The sequence below is a fragment of the Scytonema sp. NUACC21 genome, assembly GCF_054684315.1.
Genome location: NZ_BAAFZH010000067.1, coordinates 33249 through 49842 on the forward strand (window position 1 = coordinate 33249; position 16594 = coordinate 49842).

Genomic DNA, 16594 nt, shown 5'->3' on the forward strand with positions numbered 1-16594 from the left:
CTAAAATTTTCCTTATATTATTATATGATTATCATATCATTACAGACACTTGGCTGTGATATTTAATATCTCTGCCAGTGACTTAATTTGACTGACTTATACACAGTCAGATTTTATACCATAGTTAACATCTAATCGGTCAGTCATTTCCGAACACAACACTTGCAAGCAGGTGTAAAGCTATGCCCGGAATGACTGTTTAGGATAACTCGGCTTTTAAATTCAGCTCGTCCCCTAATTGAATTAGTGGACTGCGTAGGCGGCTTGGAGTGCCCAAATAATAAGGGCAGAAATCGATCCCAAAATTAGCACGGAGAAGATGGTGACTAATTTTGGGGAGTCCGCGCCTTCAAACTTCATGATTCCTCGATTTAAGTCGGACATAGCTCGATCGGCTTGCTCCTTAAAACTCAGTCAAAATTGTCTAGTTCTATTTCCCGCTTATCCATTGGAGTTGGCTCCTTTGAGTCCACGGGGCTAAAATTCGGACAGTGTTGCTCTGCCCGTTTCGATTTTAGACCTTAGGTTAGCATGGAATGCAAACTTTCTTTATCATTATTGTTCAAGTTTGGCAATGTTGACATCGCCACAATTACCTATACCAAAAGATGTGACATCTACTTTTATACAAAAGCGTACTTGGAAATTTTCCAAAAAATTAGTTGCAGTTGGAACTCTTAACTTTCCAGCTTTGTTTACAAAAATTTACTTGGGGGAATTTGGCGGTGAAAGGTTTGCTATTACTCAGTGTGGGGGTCGTTGTTGGCTTATTCGTAGCTCTAGAGTTAGGATTGCGATGGCTCTTTGGTTTCGCTAACCCCCTCACCTACATCGCGGATGAGGAGATAGGCTACTTGCTAGCCCCGAATCAGCGTACCAAACGCTTTGGAAAGCGTATAGAAATTAATGAGTATTCAATGCGAAGCGAGCCAATACAAAAGTCGCTTTCATCTTCTACTCTACGCGTACTGCTATTGGGTGATTCTATAGTCAATGGTGGCTGGTGGACTGACCAGGATAAGACGATTTCCAGCTTGATGAGTCACTCTCTACCATCAGCAGTTGGCAACAGTTTCCAACAGGTGGAAGTACTCAATGCTTCCGCTAACTCTTGGGGGGAATGCCCAGTCTGTAGGTTGTACATCAGAAAACTGGGAAACAGATGTGACTTGACCGATGTTAATGCCTTCGGATAATTCAGCAACAGATGTTAGCCGTTGGTTAATTTCACTAGCTAAGGTGCTGTTGGTAGCAAAAAATGTGGTGGCAAAAACAACTGGACTCAGTCTTAGAAAGTTCCAGAATAATTTTGTCATAATCTTTTCTCTCACACCTAATTAACAGGAAATAGGGAACAGGAAATCCCCATACCGTTGCTAGGGGAATTTACCAGGTAATAAAGTTTTGTTTTATACTAACATAAAATCAAGGGCTGTTTTACCATCTGAGCCGACATCAAAATAACAATAAGACAAGATTTAGGAGAATATACCAAGTTTTTGAGCAAATAAATTCAACATTTAAGAGAGCTTAAAAGAGTTATAAATGGCGTATTGTTTAAGTAAATGAATGCATAATATCATGAAATGATAACCATAATAGAAAAATGATGAAAATTGCAACTTAATTTCAAACAAATATCATCATTTGATTATTTATGGGCGAAAGAGAAGAAAAGGTGCAATATTAAGAAAGTCTATATTATTGTGGTAATAGCCCGTTTCCATGCTAGAAGAAGTCCGCAGCGTTAGCAAAGATTTACTTGATGTATTGAAAGGACACAACGAAAAAACAAAACTGGGATGGTCTTTGGATCGACGAGATCCAAAATTTATTCAACTTTTCATGCCAGTATGGGAATGGCTGTACTACCACTATTATCACGTCCAAACAAGTGGCTGGGACAACATTCCTACTCAACAAAAAGTCTTATTTGTCGGTTCTCATAATGGGGGATTTTCAGCTCCCGACCAGTTTATGATTATGTATGACTGGTTCCGACGATATGGTGTGGAAAAACCAGTCTACGGTCTTTTGCACCGTAAAGTATGGCAGGTGTCCCCACAACTGGGGTATATGGCTGCAAAGATTGGAGCAGTTGTAGCTCATCCTAAAATGGCAATTGCTGCTTTGCGTTCGGGAGCGAGTGTACTCGTCTATCCTGGTGGAGTACAGGATGTTTTTCGACCACACTATTTGCGTAACCAAATCTGCTTGGCTGGGCGTAAGGGGTTTATTAAGCTAGCGTTACAAGAAAATGTTCCTATAGTACCTGTGATTTCAACTGGTGCTCACGATACGTTTTTTGTGTTGGCTGATTGCTATGACATTATGCAGCAACTCCATAAATGGGGAATGCCTTGGTTGTTTGGCATCGATCCAGAAGTCTTTCCTATTTATTTGGGATTACCTTGGGGAGTTGCTTTTGGTCCTTTGCCTCATATCCCAATCCCTACAAATGTCCGCATCCGCATTTGTCCTCCCATTGTGTTCGATCGCTACGGTGTAGAAGCGGCTGGCGATCGCGAATACATTGATGCTTGTTATGAAATTGTTCGCTCTCAAATGCAACAAGAGTTGGACTGTTTGGTAAGTTAAAAAGTATAAAGGATGAAGGGTAAAGGATGAAAAATTTCGCTCTCTAGAAACAGTAGCATCCAACGTAGGTTGGGTTGAGGAACGAAACCCAACAAAATCAATTATTTGTTGGGTTAAGCCACAGAGAGACCCAACCTACAATTCATCGTAACTGAACCGTATTGTCTTACCTAGAAATTATCTGTAGCGCTTTGCTGCTTAGTTGGTATAAATGTAGTAAAACAAGTATCAACATAAACCTTTAAATTGGATTTTATTGTAACATAAATTTATTACCACAAATTTACATGAAATCCCCAAAAGGATAGAATAAACGCATAATTTTGATTACCATCAATTTCTCTGCACAGTCTGATTTATGCGTAGACTGCCTTTCTTATTGCTGCTAAAAGTTTTACTTTTGAGTGCTTCATCTAACTTATTGTTGGCAAGTTATATTTGGGTTTTCTCAGTTACCAAGCAAGAAAACCGAGTTAAAGCTCAAACTCTAGTTCAGTCTAACCTCCAATCAAGTCAATCTGCTAACCGAAATCAGACAAATCCACCTACTCAACAGACAAAACAAGAGGAAGAGAAGAAATCGGATGAGCAGAAAAAGCAGGATCTGCCTTTAGTAGTAGTCGCAGCAATTGTTGCAGGTACTGTACTTATCTACTTGGGAGTTCTCAAGCTGCGTCCATTATGGTTGTTGTTGCTACCTGCAGAATTAAAGATACCTAAATTAGTACCAGGCATCCCAGAATTTAAACTACCCGTTCCAATTTTACTTTGGTTAAAGTATAGACCTAAAATTCTGGATGCTTGGGTGAAAAAGCACATGGCTACTTTTGCAAAGAACTTTGAAAAGAGTGAAACTGTCGCAGAGCGGAAATGTTATGTTTCTATCCCCGTACAGTTAGATAATAGGGAAATTGATGAACTCACTGTTGAAACTTTAAGAGAAACTTTTAAACAAAGACGAGTACGGCTGCTGATATGGGGAGAGGGCGGCTCGGGAAAAACGACCCTTGCTTGTCAGATTGCTAAGTGGGCAATGGAAGAAGAAAAATCCCAACGCCTATGCGAACATTTGATGTTACCAATTCTTATTGAGCAAGAACTTGACCTTGAAATTGGGGAAGGTAAAAAACCTTTGATGGAAGCACTTGCGGGAGAACTGCAAGATGCAATTGACAGCGAACAACAGATTTCCGATGAATTAGTTGAACAACTGCTCCGTCAACGCCGGATTATAGTGATTGTGGATCGTCTCTCAGAGATGAGTGAAGAAACCCGTAAAAAGATTAAACCTGCTGTCAGAGACTTTCCCGCTAATGCTTTAGTGATAACGTCTCGAATTGAAGAAGATAAACAAATCAAAGGAATTGACAATAAGATTAAAACTCTTCGTTTTGATGGAGAGGAGCTAGTTTCTTTTATTAAGGATTACTTAAAGAAACGGCAAAAATGGCAGATCTTTGAAAATGAGGAAACACCTTGGGAATTTTTACAAGAGTGTGCTAAGGTTGAACGCATTGTAGGTGAAAGGAAAACGATTACAGTTTTGTTAGCCAAGCTATATGCAGAACGAATGATCAATGCTAAGGAGAATGTATTTGTTTCTGTGCGCTCCCTCGATAACATACCCGCTTTGATCGTTGACCATTTAGAAAAACTTAATAATGATGTAAAAAGACGCACTCGTAAGGAGTACCATACTCTTAAACAAGATGCCCAATGGATTGCTTGGAAATGTTTGGAGCGAGAGTATAAGCCCAGCTATGCAAAGCGTGTTGATATTGTGGCTGGCTTAGAGACAGAAAAAGCAGAAAATTCTATTGAATTCTTTGAAAAAGAACTGCATCTCATTGTGTCTGGCAATGAGGGAGACACAATCCGCTTTGTCCTCGAGTCAGTGGCTGAATATCTTGCTGGTTTATATCTGGTTGAAAACTATAAAAACGATACAACTAGATGGTCGGATTTTCTGAAAAAAGCAGAAAGCAAACGACCAGAAGAGATTGAAAAAATTAAAGGGTTTCTGCTAGCTATAAGAGAAGGCTGTCTTGCTAACGGTTCGGAAAACAAAGTCCCAGGGTTTGTCGAGAAGGAGCTGGGTAGACTTGCGGGGCTGGATTTAGAAGTTATTGAAGAAGAACAACTGAAACAACGCATTCATCGCTTAACAGAAGATCTATCTTCTCCATTTGTAGAAGATAGGCGACATGCTGCTGAAACCATAAACGGGATTGGTTTAAAAGCAAAATCTGCAGCTTCTGCTCTCTTGAGAGCAATGAAAGATGAGGATTTTGAGGTCCGTTTCATTGCTACCAATGCCTTGGGCAAGATAGGCAAGGACTCGGAGCCAGTAGTGAAAGGTCTAGTGACACTGCTCAAAAATGAGAATTCTGAGGTACGCTCCTGTGCTGCCGAAGCGTTGGGTAAAATCGGCAAGGACTCGGAGTCAGTGGTGCAAAGTCTAGTGGCACTGCTCACAGATGAGGATTCTGGGGTGTGCCGCAGTGCTGCTAATGCCTTGGGCAACATCGGCAATGACTCCAAGCCAGTAGTAGAAGGTCTAGTAACACTGCTCAAAGAGGAGAATTCTTTGCTAAGCTCCAGTGCTACCGATGCCTTGGGCAAGATCGGCAAAAACTCAGAGCTAGTAGTGGAACGTCTACTGACACTGCTTAAGCATACGGATTATTGGGTACGCTCCGGTACTGCCTATGCCTTGGGCAACATCGGCAACAACTCGGAGTCAGTGGTGCAAGGTCTACTAGAACTGCTTACAGATAAAGATTCTGGGGTACGCTTCCATGCTGCCAATGCATTGGGTAACATCGGCAATGACTCGGAGTCAGTGGTGCAAGGTCTACTAGCATTGCTTGAGGATGCGGATGATTGGGTACGCTCTGGTGCTGCCTATGCCTTGGGTAACATCGGTAATGGCTCCGAGTCAGTGGTGCAAAGTCTAGTGACACTGCTTACAAATAAAGATTCTGGGGTCTGCTCCGGTGCTGCCTATGCCTTGGGTAACATCGGTAATGGCTCCGAGTCAGTGGTGCAAGGTCTAGTGACACTGCTCACAGATGAGGCTTCTGAGGTACGCTCCGGTGCTGCTGATGCCTTAGGTAAAATCGGCAATGACTCGGAGTTAGTGATGCGAGGTCTAATGAAACTGCTTAAAGATAAGAGTGAGAGGGTACGTAAGAGTGCTATTGAATCCTTGGAAAAATTGTAATTATAGCATATTTTAGGTAAGTGAAGTACATAGGTAGGGGCGCAAGGCATTGGTCTCTTACAACAACCTGTACCTCCTCCGCGTTGCAATCTGCTGTAACAGTGGGTCATTACAAATAAGGGAGCTCCAGATAAAAAAATATCCAACTTTCTCTTGTGGTGCAGGCTTCTAGAAAGCCACTCATGTAGAACGGGTGAGGACGCCCGTCCCACAAGATGGATAATTTATTTCTTGGACATCCCTAAAGTTAACTGGTGGTGGTTGTCCTTTGTAAAGGTCATAGCCAAAACCTCAGTCTTAAGGAAGATCCTTATTAGAGAGCCAGTGGGATTGAATGGAAAAGACCGTGTATGCATACGGATGAATTTTCATGAAACGCGATGCCAGTGGTAAGTTTGTTAGCAATTGGGGCTCAGAAACGAAACAAAGAGTTAGCCTATCTCTTACCAGTACAGCATGGCGATCGCTCAATGAGGAGGCTCAGAAGCGAGGAATTTCCCGTTCGGAAGTGATCGAACAGGTTGCCCGCAGTTTTGGAAATGAACGACATCTCGATTCCGGTGAAAGGGGCAAACAAGCTCTTGCAGAACGGGAGCGGTTGCTGCAAGAATTGGAAACCGAACGCACTCGCTTTGAAGCCGTTTTACGACAGATGCCAGCAGGTGTCATGATTGCCGATGCTGCATCTGGCAGATTGGTTCTAGCAAATGAACAAGCCAAACAGATTGTTGGCTACGCCTACGAACAATTACTGGAACTGAACGAGTACGATCCCCTCGTTTCATACATTCCGTTTCGTTCTGACGGTCAACCCTATACTCATCTAAATATGCCCTTGGCGCGATCGCTGAAAATGGGTGAGGTCGTGACCAACGAAGAAATGGAGATTCATCGGGATGATGGCAGTTGTATTTTCATCAACATCAATTCAGCACCGATTTTAGATAACCAGGGGCAAATTGTTGCAGCCGTTGTTATCTTCCAAGATGTCACCAACAGCAAACGTGTAGAGCAAGCCTTACGGCAAAGTGAATCGCAGCTGCGAGGTTTATTCAATGCAAATCTGATTGGCATTATTGTTAGCAATTCTCAAGGCTATATTTTAGAAGTCAACGACGCTTGGCTAAACATTTTAGGTTACACGCGGGAAGAAGTTTTATCTGGAGATGTCAACTTCCATGAGATTACTCCACCGGAGTTTCGGCATTTAGACCGGCAAGCAATGGTAGAAATGAAACAATTTGGCTGCCATACACCGTTTGAAAAAGAATACATTCGTAAAGACGGCACTCGTATCCCCGTCTTAATTGGAACTGCTTATCTCGGAGAACCAGACAGTTTAGAAATCGGATTTTTAATAGACCTGACAGAGCGCAAACAGATTGAAACGGAGCGAGAGGAACTACTGAAACACCTCCAGCAGAAAGAGAGACAGCAACAATTTCTGATCGAATTGAATGATGCAATTCGCACTATTAAAGACCCAAAATCCGTCATGTGGCAGGTGGTTCGCGCAACAGGGCAGCACTTCAAGGTCACTCGCTGCACCTATGGTGAAATCGATCCCACTCAGGAATACGTGATTGTCGATCGCGACTTCTGCGATGGCACTATCAGCGTTGTAGGTAAACATCACATGAATTCCTTTGGCCCTGAAATCATTGCCCAGTTGAAGCAGGGCAAAACAATCGTCGTGGATAATGTTGATGTCGATCCCCGTACTGCTGATTCTGGAGTTGCTGCCTTTAACGCCATTCAGACAAAATCTCTCCTGTGCGTTCCTTTAGTCAAAGAAGAACAATTTGTGGCATTGTTTGTGTTGCACCATGTCTCTCCTCGGCATTGGACAGAAGAGGAAGTGGCGTTGATGGAGCGAATTGCCGAGCAAACCTGGTTAGCCGTAGAGCGCACGCGAGCAGAAGAATCATTGAGAGAAAGTGAGGCTCACCTGCAACTAGCAGTCAAGGTTGGGCGTATGGGAACCTGGGACTGGGATGTGCAAACTGGTGCATTGCTATGGTCGGAAGGACACTACAGTGTACTGGGTTTGCAACCCTATGAATGTAAACCGAGCTATGAAGTGTGGGCAAGCCGCGTTCATCCTGAGGATTTAGCGCAAACCGAAGTGAAACTTCAACAAGCCATGCTTGAAAAGAAGGAGTACCACCACGAATATCGGATGCGTTGGTCAGATGGCTCAGTCCATTGGGTGGAAGCGAGAGGAAAGTTTACCTACGATTCTGGAGGAAATGCCAAACGCTCCATCGGTGCTGTTATTGACATCACAGAGCGTAAGCAAGCTGAACAAGAACGAGAACAATTGCTAGAGCGAGAACGAATTGCTCGTACTCAAGTAGAAGCCGCGCAGCGCCAATTGGCAACTATTTTTGAAACCTCTCCCGTTGGTATTGCATGGCTGGATACGGAGCAAAGATTTATCGCCATTAATGAAGCATTAGCAGAAATCAATGGATTAACCCGAGAGCAACATTTAAGATATTCAATTCCAGAACTTTTTGGTCAATCCGATCCCAAGCTAGTTGAAGTCTTTCACCAGATTTACACCACAGGTAATCCTTTCATTTCACCCAACTTTGGGGTTAATGTGCCAGGACGCGACGATCGCCGTCCCGGTTACTACAACGTTTACTATCTTCCGACGACCAACCCAAGCCATGAGGTGGAAGGGGTTTTAGTCTATGTTATAGACGTCACCGAACGAGTACGATTGGAGCATGCCCAACGCTTTCTTTCTGAGACAAGTGCTGTTCTTGCTTCGTCACTGGACTATCAAACAACTCTGGAGAGAGTGGCACAGCTGACAGTACCGGAATTAGCAGACTGGTGTACTATTCACATGGTTGAAGAAGATGGTTCTATCGAGCAGATTACTGTCGCTCACACCGATCCTGCCAAACTCCAATGGGCAGACCAGATCCGACGTAAATATCCTCTCAATCCGGACGAGCCTCGGGGTGCTGCATTTACATTGCGAACAGGGCGCTCGGATTTGCTAGCGGATATTCCAGATGAGTTGCTCTTACAAGCAGCCCAAGACCCAGAACATTTAGAAATTTTGCGGCAGGTTGGATTCAAATCTGTAATGACAGTGCCATTACGAACCCAAGCCAACATTATAGGCGTCATTTCCTTTATTTTCGCTGAGACTGAGCGACGTTACGACCGGAGCCATTTGCAGCTCGCAGAGGAACTGGCTTACCGTGCTTCCTTGGCCATCGAGAATGCCCAGTTGTACCGGGTGGCTCAACGGGCTCGCGCTAAAGCAGAATCTGCCAACCGGGTAAAAGACGAATTTCTTGCTGTACTGTCCCATGAATTGCGATCGCCCCTCAATCCAATTCTGGGCTGGACAAAAATGCTCCGAAGTAAGCGGCTAGACACCACAAAAGTTGAGCAAGCTCTGGAAACGATCGAGCGTAACGCCAAGCTACAAGCGCAACTGATTGAGGACTTGTTGGATGTCTCCCGCATCTTGCAAGGGAAAATGACGTTAAACGTCGTTCCAGTTAATCTAGCTGCAACGATTCAAGCAGCCAAAGAAACAGTACGACTGGCAGCAGAAGTTAAAAGTATTCAAATTCACACCACACTCAACCCAGTTTTGGGAACCGTTTTAGGGGATACAAACCGCATACAACAGATTGTCTGGAACCTCTTCTCCAATGCTGTAAAGTTTACCCCAAATGGGGGACGAGTCGAGGTGCAACTGGAGCAGGTTGGTACTTATGCTCAAATTCAAGTCAAAGACACGGGAATTGGTATCAGCCCAGAGTTCTTGCCCCATGTTTTTGAATACTTCCGGCAAGAAGATGGCACAACGACACGACGATTCGGCGGGCTGGGATTGGGGTTGGCAATAGTTCGCCATTTAACTGAACTGCATGGAGGAACCGTTCAAGCAGTTAGTCCGGGACAGAATTTAGGGGCAACGTTCACCATCCGGCTACCGTTAAACGCTGTCGAGCCGGAAGTTTCTTCCGATCGCAGCGAGCAAGAAAGTGTGACAAAGCTAACAGGTATTCAGATATGGATAGTCGATAGTGGATAGTTGTTCTACTAACTACTAACTACTAACCACTAACGACTAACTACTAACAATTTCCAATCTCAACTCTTATTACTAAGACCTTTAATTTACAGATACAGTGCCTCAAGAATCCAATCCTACAGAAATATATGCTGAAATGCCAGTGTCTTCGTTACGGGAGACAGCCATAACACGCATTCGTAATAGCTTGCGTCCCGGTCAACAGCAAATGGCTGACTGGCTATCGGGTCCATTAGCTGTTTCGGCGGTTCCTGGTGCTGGTAAATCAACAGGTATGGCAGCTGCTGCCGCAATTGCCATCGCCCGTCAATACGAACGTGCTGCCTCCTCACGCAAGCGATCCCGCAGTCAATTGATTGTGGTGACCTTTACTCGTTCGGCTGCTGCAAATATTAAAGCTAAAATCCGTCAATACTTACGGGAAGAACTATCCTTACCTCAAACGGGCTTTGTGGTACATACATTACACGGTCTCGCATTAAACATTGCCAGCCGCTATCCCGATTTGTCAGGTTTGCAATTAGAAAACGTTACTTTAATTACACCGAACCAGAGTCACCGATTTATCCGTACTGCTGTAGAACAGTGGATTTCCAATCATCCGGGACGATATTCCCGTCTTTTGGAAGGTATACAGTTTGACGGAGAAGAAACAGAAAGACTGCGGCGTCAATCCGTATTGCGAACAGAAGTGCTACCGGATTTGGCGACGACCGCGATTCATGAGGCAAAAAGTTCTGGTCTATTACCGGAACATTTACGTACTTTAAGCCAACAAACACCGGATGAATATGGGATTTTAAGCATTGCTGCTGGGTTGTACGAGCAATATCAAAATTTGATGACTTCTCGTGACTTTATTGATTACGATGATATGATTCTAGCCGCCTTGCGCGTTCTAGAAAACGAGAAGGCTCGTAAAATTGAGCAAAACCAAGTTTTTGCAGTTTTTGAAGATGAAGCGCAAGATTCCAGCCCTTTGCAAACTCAACTACTCACAATACTTGCCGTTGACCCCAATCATCCCAACCAACTACCCAATCTCATCCGTGTTGGTGACCCCAACCAAGCGATTAATTCCACCTTTACCCCAGCCGATCCGATTTATTTTCGGCAATTTTGTGAAGAGTGTAACCTGCAAAACCGACTGGCAACAATGAATCAAGCAGGTCGCAGTACCAGAATCATCATTGAAGCTGCTAATTTTGTCATGCAATGGGTGAATAGTCATTCCTCCGTTGATAACGATGGAGGACGTGTGACAAATGACACTGGACAAAGGACGGATAACCAAGGACAATTACCTTTCCGCCATCAAATAATTCGACCTGTCAATTTTGGCGACCCACAACCAGATGCCAATCCCAAACCAGTAGGAGGGGGACTAGAACTTCAGACTCCCCGCGATATTCATCACACAGTTGAATTGTTATCTGCAAGGATTGTAGAGTTATTTGCTCAAGACCCAACTAATACCAGCGCAGCAATTTTAGTACGGGAAAACCGTCAGGGACGATGGCTGGCAGAGGCATTAGCTCCTACGTGCAAACTGCATAAAATTCCCCTTTACGATGTCGGCGAACAGGAACGCCACTCCCATGTCCCAGAAGAAATTTTGGCATTGCTGCAATTTTGCGATCGCCCTCATTCCCCAGATTACCTGAAAGCAGCATTAGAAGTGTTTGTACAAAGGCGATTGATTGAAACACAAGACCTCAATGCTCTTGCAACTCAACCGGAAGAATTTTTGTATCCCGGTCCTTTAGCCCCTCCCCAATTAGAACCCGTGCAAAAAGCAGCCCATCTGTGTCGAAGTTTACTTCGCGCCCGTTTGGAACTGCCTTTGTACCATCTGATTTCTTTTCTGGCTTTGGCACTTGATTACGACCAAGCAGAACTGGCAACAGCTGACAAATTAGCAGAAAGAATCAACCAACAAATAGCCGGTCATACTTCAATGGGTATGATGCTCAACGTATTAAGTGAAATCGTTAGTTCCGAAAGGTTTGAACCTGTGGAAACAGAAGATTCAGAAGCGCGTTACACCCGTCGGGGTCAACTGACAATTATCACCATGCACAAAGCAAAAGGGTTAGATTGGGACTGCGTTTTTATACCTTTTCTACACGAAAATTTGATTCCCGGTAGATTTTGGGTTCCCCCGCAAAGTCAGTTTCTCGGAAACTTTACTCTATCAGAGGTCGCCCGCGCTCAAATTCGTGCCGCTCTCCACGATGACTCTACTTTACCCAGTGTGACTACCGCTTGGGAACAGGCTAAATACTTAAAAATTGCCGAAGAGTATCGTTTGCTTTATGTTGCCATGACAAGGGCAAAGCGACTGCTATGGATGTCTGCAGCACAGAAAGCCCCATTTACTTGGAGCAAACCTGAAAATTTACAAGACCAAGCTCCTTGTCCTGTCTTTTCAGCATTAAAGCGCCAGTTTCGCAATAGTGTAGTCCCAATGGCAACAATATAGCACTAAAACCGTCTGTTTTATTATGTGAAATTCTGCGATTTAAATAGGCTATTGTTAATATGAGATTCACAGTTAATAAGCAATTTCCTCTGATTTATGCTGTCTGTAAACTTCCTAAAGGTGTTGTTTTGTCACTGGTGTTAACGAGTTTGCTTTCCTATGGGCTGGTGAATATTTCTTCTGCCTTTGCGATCGCACAACCAGCAAGCCGGGGTAGTAACATAGCTCAGGCTGAAAACTCCAACCCCCAGGCAAAGACACTACCAAAACGCATTGCCAATGCAATTTTGCGCGATGCATCCAAACGTTCTAACCTACAGATTCGGGATTTACAGATTACTAAAGTTACATCAAAAACCTTCGGCAATCCCTGTATTTTCAAGTTTGGGGAAGTTTGTACTAGAGAATTCAAGCCTATTGAAGGTTGGGAAGTCAACGTACAGGTACGGAATGATTCTTGGACTTATCATGTTGATAAATCTGGCTCGCAAATCGTTTTAGATCCAAAAGTAAGCAATTCTCAAGGAAATACATTACCAAAAGCGATTGAAAATTCTATTTTACGTGATGCTTCAAAACGTTCCAAAGTCCCAATTGCTAACTTAAAAGTTACCCAAGCTACGCAAAAAACCTTTGGAAATCCTTGTGAGTTCAAGTTTGGTGAAATTTGCACCAAAGAATTTAACCCTATCAAGGGGTGGGAAGTGGTTGTAGCAGTTGGCACGCAATCTTGGACTTACCATGTTAACGATTCGGGAGCGCAAATTGTTTTAGATCCTAAAGTCAGCGCAACTACCAGAAGCTGAATCGATGGAACGGGAGATGCGTGAAACTTAGTAAAACGACGTAAAACGGTGTAGTTTATTGAAATAATGGGTGAAAAAGCTGGGAAATAGACGGGGGGGACGCCCATCCCACTTGTAGAATCAAATCGGCAGCTCCATAAGAATCAAATTGGCAGTTCGTTTTGATTTTCTTAGTTTATAATTATGGATTGTGTCTAATTAACGCCAACCCATGCCTAAACTAAAAACCCGTAAAGCGGCGGCGAAAAGATTTCGTGCCACAGGTAGTGGCAAAATCGTCCGCCGTAAAGCTTTCAAAAACCACCTCTTAGAGCACAAAAGTTCTAACAAAAAGAACAAACTGTCTAAAATGGCAGTTGTTAACGAGCGCGATGAAGAAAATGTGCGCTTGATGCTTCCATATTTGTAATAGATTCAGGAATATAAGACATGACAAGGGTAAAACGCGGTAACGTTGCTCGCAAACGCCGCAATAAAATTCTCAAACTGGCTAAAGGTTTTCGCGGTTCTCACTCAACTCTGTTTAGAACTGCCAATCAGCGGGTAATGAAAGCCCTTCGGAACGCCTATCGCGATCGCAAAAAGCGCAAACGCGATTTCCGTCGCCTGTGGATTACCCGGATTAACGCTGCTGCACGCGCACACGGTATGAGCTACAGCAAGTTAATGGGCAATCTGAAAAAAGCTGATATCCAACTCAACCGCAAAATGTTGGCACAGTTGGCAGTCCTCGACCCAGCTAGCTTTAGCAAAGTTGCTGAATTGGCAAGTCAAGCCCAAGGATAACGGTGGCAGGTGATGTGTAACGGACGTAACAGATTTAGCAACAGATGTGATAACGGATATGGCAACGGATGTGGTAATGCATATAGCGGGTAAGTTGTCTGTGGGAGTCATAGATAAAATATCCGTAATAACCGCTCTTAAATCCGCTGCCACGTTGTATCCGCTACCTAATCCGTTGCGAACGTTACATCTGCTGTTATCCGCAACCATTTTTTTATTTTTGACTTTTTGCTTGATTTTTGCAGATACACAATTGTCAGCATCTGCCGCAGAAATGCCAGAAATTCAGCGGCGGGGCTACATAAATATTGCCGTCAAAGATAACTTGCGTCCATTGGGATTTCGAGATGCAAGCGGTCATTTGCAGGGCTTAGAAATCGATTTAGCAAAGGCATTGGCAGCAGACTTACTGGGGAAAGCAGACGCTGTGCGTTTGCAGCCAGTAGCAAATCAAGAGCGTTTGTCCGCAGTGTTACAAAATAAAGTGGATATCGCCATTGCTAGAGTAACAGCAACCGCCTCACGTGCTCGCTTGGTGAGTTTCAGTGTTCCCTACTACTTTGATGGTGCTGTCATAATCACGAAAGATAATACAGTGCAGCGGCTTAGCGATCTGGCAAAGCGAAAAATTGCTGTTCTCGATCGCTCAAGCACAATTGCTTCAGTACGTTATTACTTACCAACTGCTTCCATAGAAGGGGTTGATTCTTATCAGGCAGCAATTGCTCTTTTAGAAAAGGGTGCAGTTGCTGCTTTTGCAGCAGATGGTAGCGTTCTTAGTGGTTGGGTACAACAAGATCCTCAGTATCGTATACTACCAACCAAGCTATCCACGGAACCGTTGTCTGTAGTCATGCCTAAAGGCTTGCAGCACGATCTACTACGAAGGCAGGTGAATGAAGCACTCGCCCGCTATATTAATTCTGGTTGGCTTGAAGAACGCATCAGCTACTGGGGTTTACCTAACATACACAAAGAATTAAAAAGTCTTCAAGAAACTACGTAAAGATTGATTGTAGTTGGCAACAACAAAGCGAGCGGTAGGTGGCTAGGAATAAAAGCCGATATGTTAAGGTATGTAACCACTGTCTCAACTCTTACCAATGACAAAGGACAAGGGACAAAGGACAAGACACACCAAATTTGTGCCAACCTGTTTAAAATAATAAAGTTCATATTAACTAATTAAAGAATTCAAGGGTTTTTCTTAAAAAACACGTAAAGATAGTAGACTTAAAGCCCTAACATCAGTAATTTTACAGATAGACCAAAAAATGAGTGTTTTACGAGTTAGCAGCCTAATAAATAGATAAGGCTGGCATTGGCATTTTCGGCAAAAGCAGAAAGTGCGCGATTGCAGGACTAGGGATGACTACCAAACTACACATTCGGGTATGTTTTCAAGGGTGTTTTCTACCTGATGCGTAGTAGCTTTCTTTGGCAGTATAACCTCACAAATTCCCATGCAAAGCGAGATAAAAGTAGAGACATCTGGCGGCTTCAAGCAACCAGGAACGTTAAAGTTGCTTTGGTATTTTTCAAATGTATCGGTCAAAGACCTATTCAATAAACCCAAAACAAGATTTGAACCAAGAGAGCACCTAGAAGTTGCTATTCAATGGCTCAAACGGGCTCACGATTGTAGCCCTGATGATGGAGTCAGTTGGGGTTATTCTCTCAAGGGAGGGTGGAGGCTTAGCTACCGCGAAACATCTGGGTACATTGCCGACACATTTTTTGATTTAGCTGATGACACTCAAGATGATGACGCTTGGGAGCGAGCAGTTAATATTTGCAAGTGGTTAGTGCGAGTCCAAAACGATGATGGTTCCATTTCCGACCCTCGATATGGTTCCCAAGGTATTGTCTTTGATACAGGTCAAGTCCTGCAAGGTCTAATTAGAGCCTATGAAGAGACACACGACACCTACTTCTTACAAGCAGCTCAAGCGGCTGGTAATTGGCTTGTTAGAGTTGCTGATGAAACAGGGCGTTGGACTCAAAACACGCATTTGGGTGTTCCTCACGTCTATAACACCCGTGTTGCTTGGCCCTTGTTAAAATTACATACTCATTGCCCCCATCCAGACAGAGAGAGAGTTGCCAGAGCTAACCTGGATTGGGCAATAAGTCAGCAAAATAGAGGATGGTTTGACCAGTGCGCCTTTAAACCAGGAGTTCCTCCCTTTACTCACAACATTGCATACGCCAATCGCGGTCTTTTAGAAGCAGGTTACTTGCTAAACGAGCAAAAGTATGTTGATGCCGCGATCGCGGGAGCCAAAGCAATGTTAAAGCACGTCCGTGATGATGGATTTATTCCCGGACAGATAGATATTCAAGGGATGCCTCACGGAAATTACTGCTGCTTGACTGGTAACTGTCAAATGGCAATTATTTGGCTCAAGCTTTTTCAACAAACAAGAGAACAGCAATATTATCAAGCCGCATTCAGCAGTTTGCAATACGTCATGTCCTGCCAAGACATTCATACCTCTAACCCAGATATCCGAGGAGGTATTAAAGGCTCTCATCCGATTTGGGGACAGTACACTCGCTTATCGTATCCAAATTGGGCGGCGAAGTTTTTTATTGATGCAGTGCTTCTGCTACTTGAGGTCGAGCAATAG

The 16594-nt window shown here is 43.8% G+C and carries 10 protein-coding genes and 2 pseudogenes; 10 read left to right on the plus strand and 2 right to left on the minus strand.

The genetic code is table 11. The annotated features are described in order from the left end of the window. Positions 1-243 precede the first annotated feature (243 nt). A complete protein-coding gene (locus tag ACYRY3_RS11840; protein WP_460201871.1) occupies positions 244-384 on the minus strand; it encodes a hypothetical protein in 141 nt (46 codons plus the stop codon). A gap of 341 nt (positions 385-725) precedes the next feature. On the opposite strand from ACYRY3_RS11840, the pseudogene ACYRY3_RS11845 reads away from it, so the two are divergent. Then, a pseudogene (locus ACYRY3_RS11845) lies at positions 726-1160 on the plus strand (SGNH/GDSL hydrolase family protein); the annotation flags it as partial. On the opposite strand, the pseudogene ACYRY3_RS11850 reads toward ACYRY3_RS11845, so the two are convergent. Continuing rightward, a pseudogene (locus ACYRY3_RS11850) lies at positions 1119-1316 on the minus strand (iron uptake porin); the annotation flags it as partial. The pseudogenes ACYRY3_RS11845 and ACYRY3_RS11850 overlap by 42 nt on opposite strands. Before the next feature lie 409 nt (positions 1317-1725). Here ACYRY3_RS11850 and ACYRY3_RS11855 point away from each other — a divergent pair. From ACYRY3_RS11855 to ACYRY3_RS11895, 9 genes are all read left to right on the plus strand, one after another. After that, positions 1726-2598 carry a lysophospholipid acyltransferase family protein gene (locus ACYRY3_RS11855; protein WP_460201872.1) on the plus strand — a complete coding sequence of 291 codons (873 nt, stop codon included), beginning with the start codon at positions 1726-1728 and terminating at the stop codon, positions 2596-2598. Between the two features lie 358 nt (positions 2599-2956). Then, entirely contained in the window at positions 2957-5821 is a 2865-nt protein-coding gene (locus ACYRY3_RS11860; protein WP_460201873.1) for a HEAT repeat domain-containing protein, read from the plus strand. Between the two features lie 370 nt (positions 5822-6191). Continuing rightward, positions 6192-9890, plus strand: a complete 3699-nt coding sequence (locus ACYRY3_RS11865; protein ID WP_460201874.1) for a PAS domain S-box protein — start codon at positions 6192-6194, stop codon at positions 9888-9890. Between the two features lie 136 nt (positions 9891-10026). Continuing rightward, positions 10027-12372 (plus strand): ATP-dependent helicase, encoded by a 2346-nt coding sequence (locus ACYRY3_RS11870; protein WP_460201912.1) that lies wholly within the window; start codon positions 10027-10029, stop codon positions 12370-12372. Between the two features lie 59 nt (positions 12373-12431). Then, complete coding sequence (locus ACYRY3_RS11875; RefSeq protein ID WP_460201875.1) at positions 12432-13178, plus strand: hypothetical protein; 747 nt, start codon at positions 12432-12434, stop codon at positions 13176-13178. A 211-nt stretch (positions 13179-13389) separates the two neighbouring features. Continuing rightward, positions 13390-13587 carry a 50S ribosomal protein L35 gene (gene rpmI, locus ACYRY3_RS11880; RefSeq protein ID WP_460201876.1) on the plus strand — a complete coding sequence of 66 codons (198 nt, stop codon included), beginning with the start codon at positions 13390-13392 and terminating at the stop codon, positions 13585-13587. 20 nt (positions 13588-13607) lie between these two features. Next, positions 13608-13964, plus strand: coding sequence for a 50S ribosomal protein L20 (rplT, locus tag ACYRY3_RS11885; protein WP_460201877.1), 357 nt, complete (start codon positions 13608-13610; stop codon positions 13962-13964). 58 nt (positions 13965-14022) lie between these two features. Continuing rightward, complete coding sequence (locus tag ACYRY3_RS11890; protein WP_460201878.1) at positions 14023-14970, plus strand: transporter substrate-binding domain-containing protein; 948 nt, start codon at positions 14023-14025, stop codon at positions 14968-14970. 457 nt (positions 14971-15427) lie between these two features. After that, a complete protein-coding gene (locus tag ACYRY3_RS11895; protein WP_460201879.1) occupies positions 15428-16594 on the plus strand; it encodes a prenyltransferase/squalene oxidase repeat-containing protein in 1167 nt (388 codons plus the stop codon).

Coding starts and splice junctions, on each gene's coding strand:
- ACYRY3_RS11840 (WP_460201871.1), bottom strand. CDS start 384: ATGTCCGACTTAAATCGAGGAATCATGAAGTTTGAAGGCGCGGACTCC.
- ACYRY3_RS11855 (WP_460201872.1), top strand. CDS start 1,726: ATGCTAGAAGAAGTCCGCAGCGTTAGCAAAGATTTACTTGATGTATTG.
- ACYRY3_RS11860 (WP_460201873.1), top strand. CDS start 2,957: ATGCGTAGACTGCCTTTCTTATTGCTGCTAAAAGTTTTACTTTTGAGT.
- ACYRY3_RS11865 (WP_460201874.1), top strand. CDS start 6,192: ATGAAACGCGATGCCAGTGGTAAGTTTGTTAGCAATTGGGGCTCAGAA.
- ACYRY3_RS11870 (WP_460201912.1), top strand. CDS start 10,027: ATGCCAGTGTCTTCGTTACGGGAGACAGCCATAACACGCATTCGTAAT.
- ACYRY3_RS11875 (WP_460201875.1), top strand. CDS start 12,432: ATGAGATTCACAGTTAATAAGCAATTTCCTCTGATTTATGCTGTCTGT.
- rpmI (WP_460201876.1), top strand. CDS start 13,390: ATGCCTAAACTAAAAACCCGTAAAGCGGCGGCGAAAAGATTTCGTGCC.
- rplT (WP_460201877.1), top strand. CDS start 13,608: ATGACAAGGGTAAAACGCGGTAACGTTGCTCGCAAACGCCGCAATAAA.
- ACYRY3_RS11890 (WP_460201878.1), top strand. CDS start 14,023: ATGGCAACGGATGTGGTAATGCATATAGCGGGTAAGTTGTCTGTGGGA.
- ACYRY3_RS11895 (WP_460201879.1), top strand. CDS start 15,428: ATGCAAAGCGAGATAAAAGTAGAGACATCTGGCGGCTTCAAGCAACCA.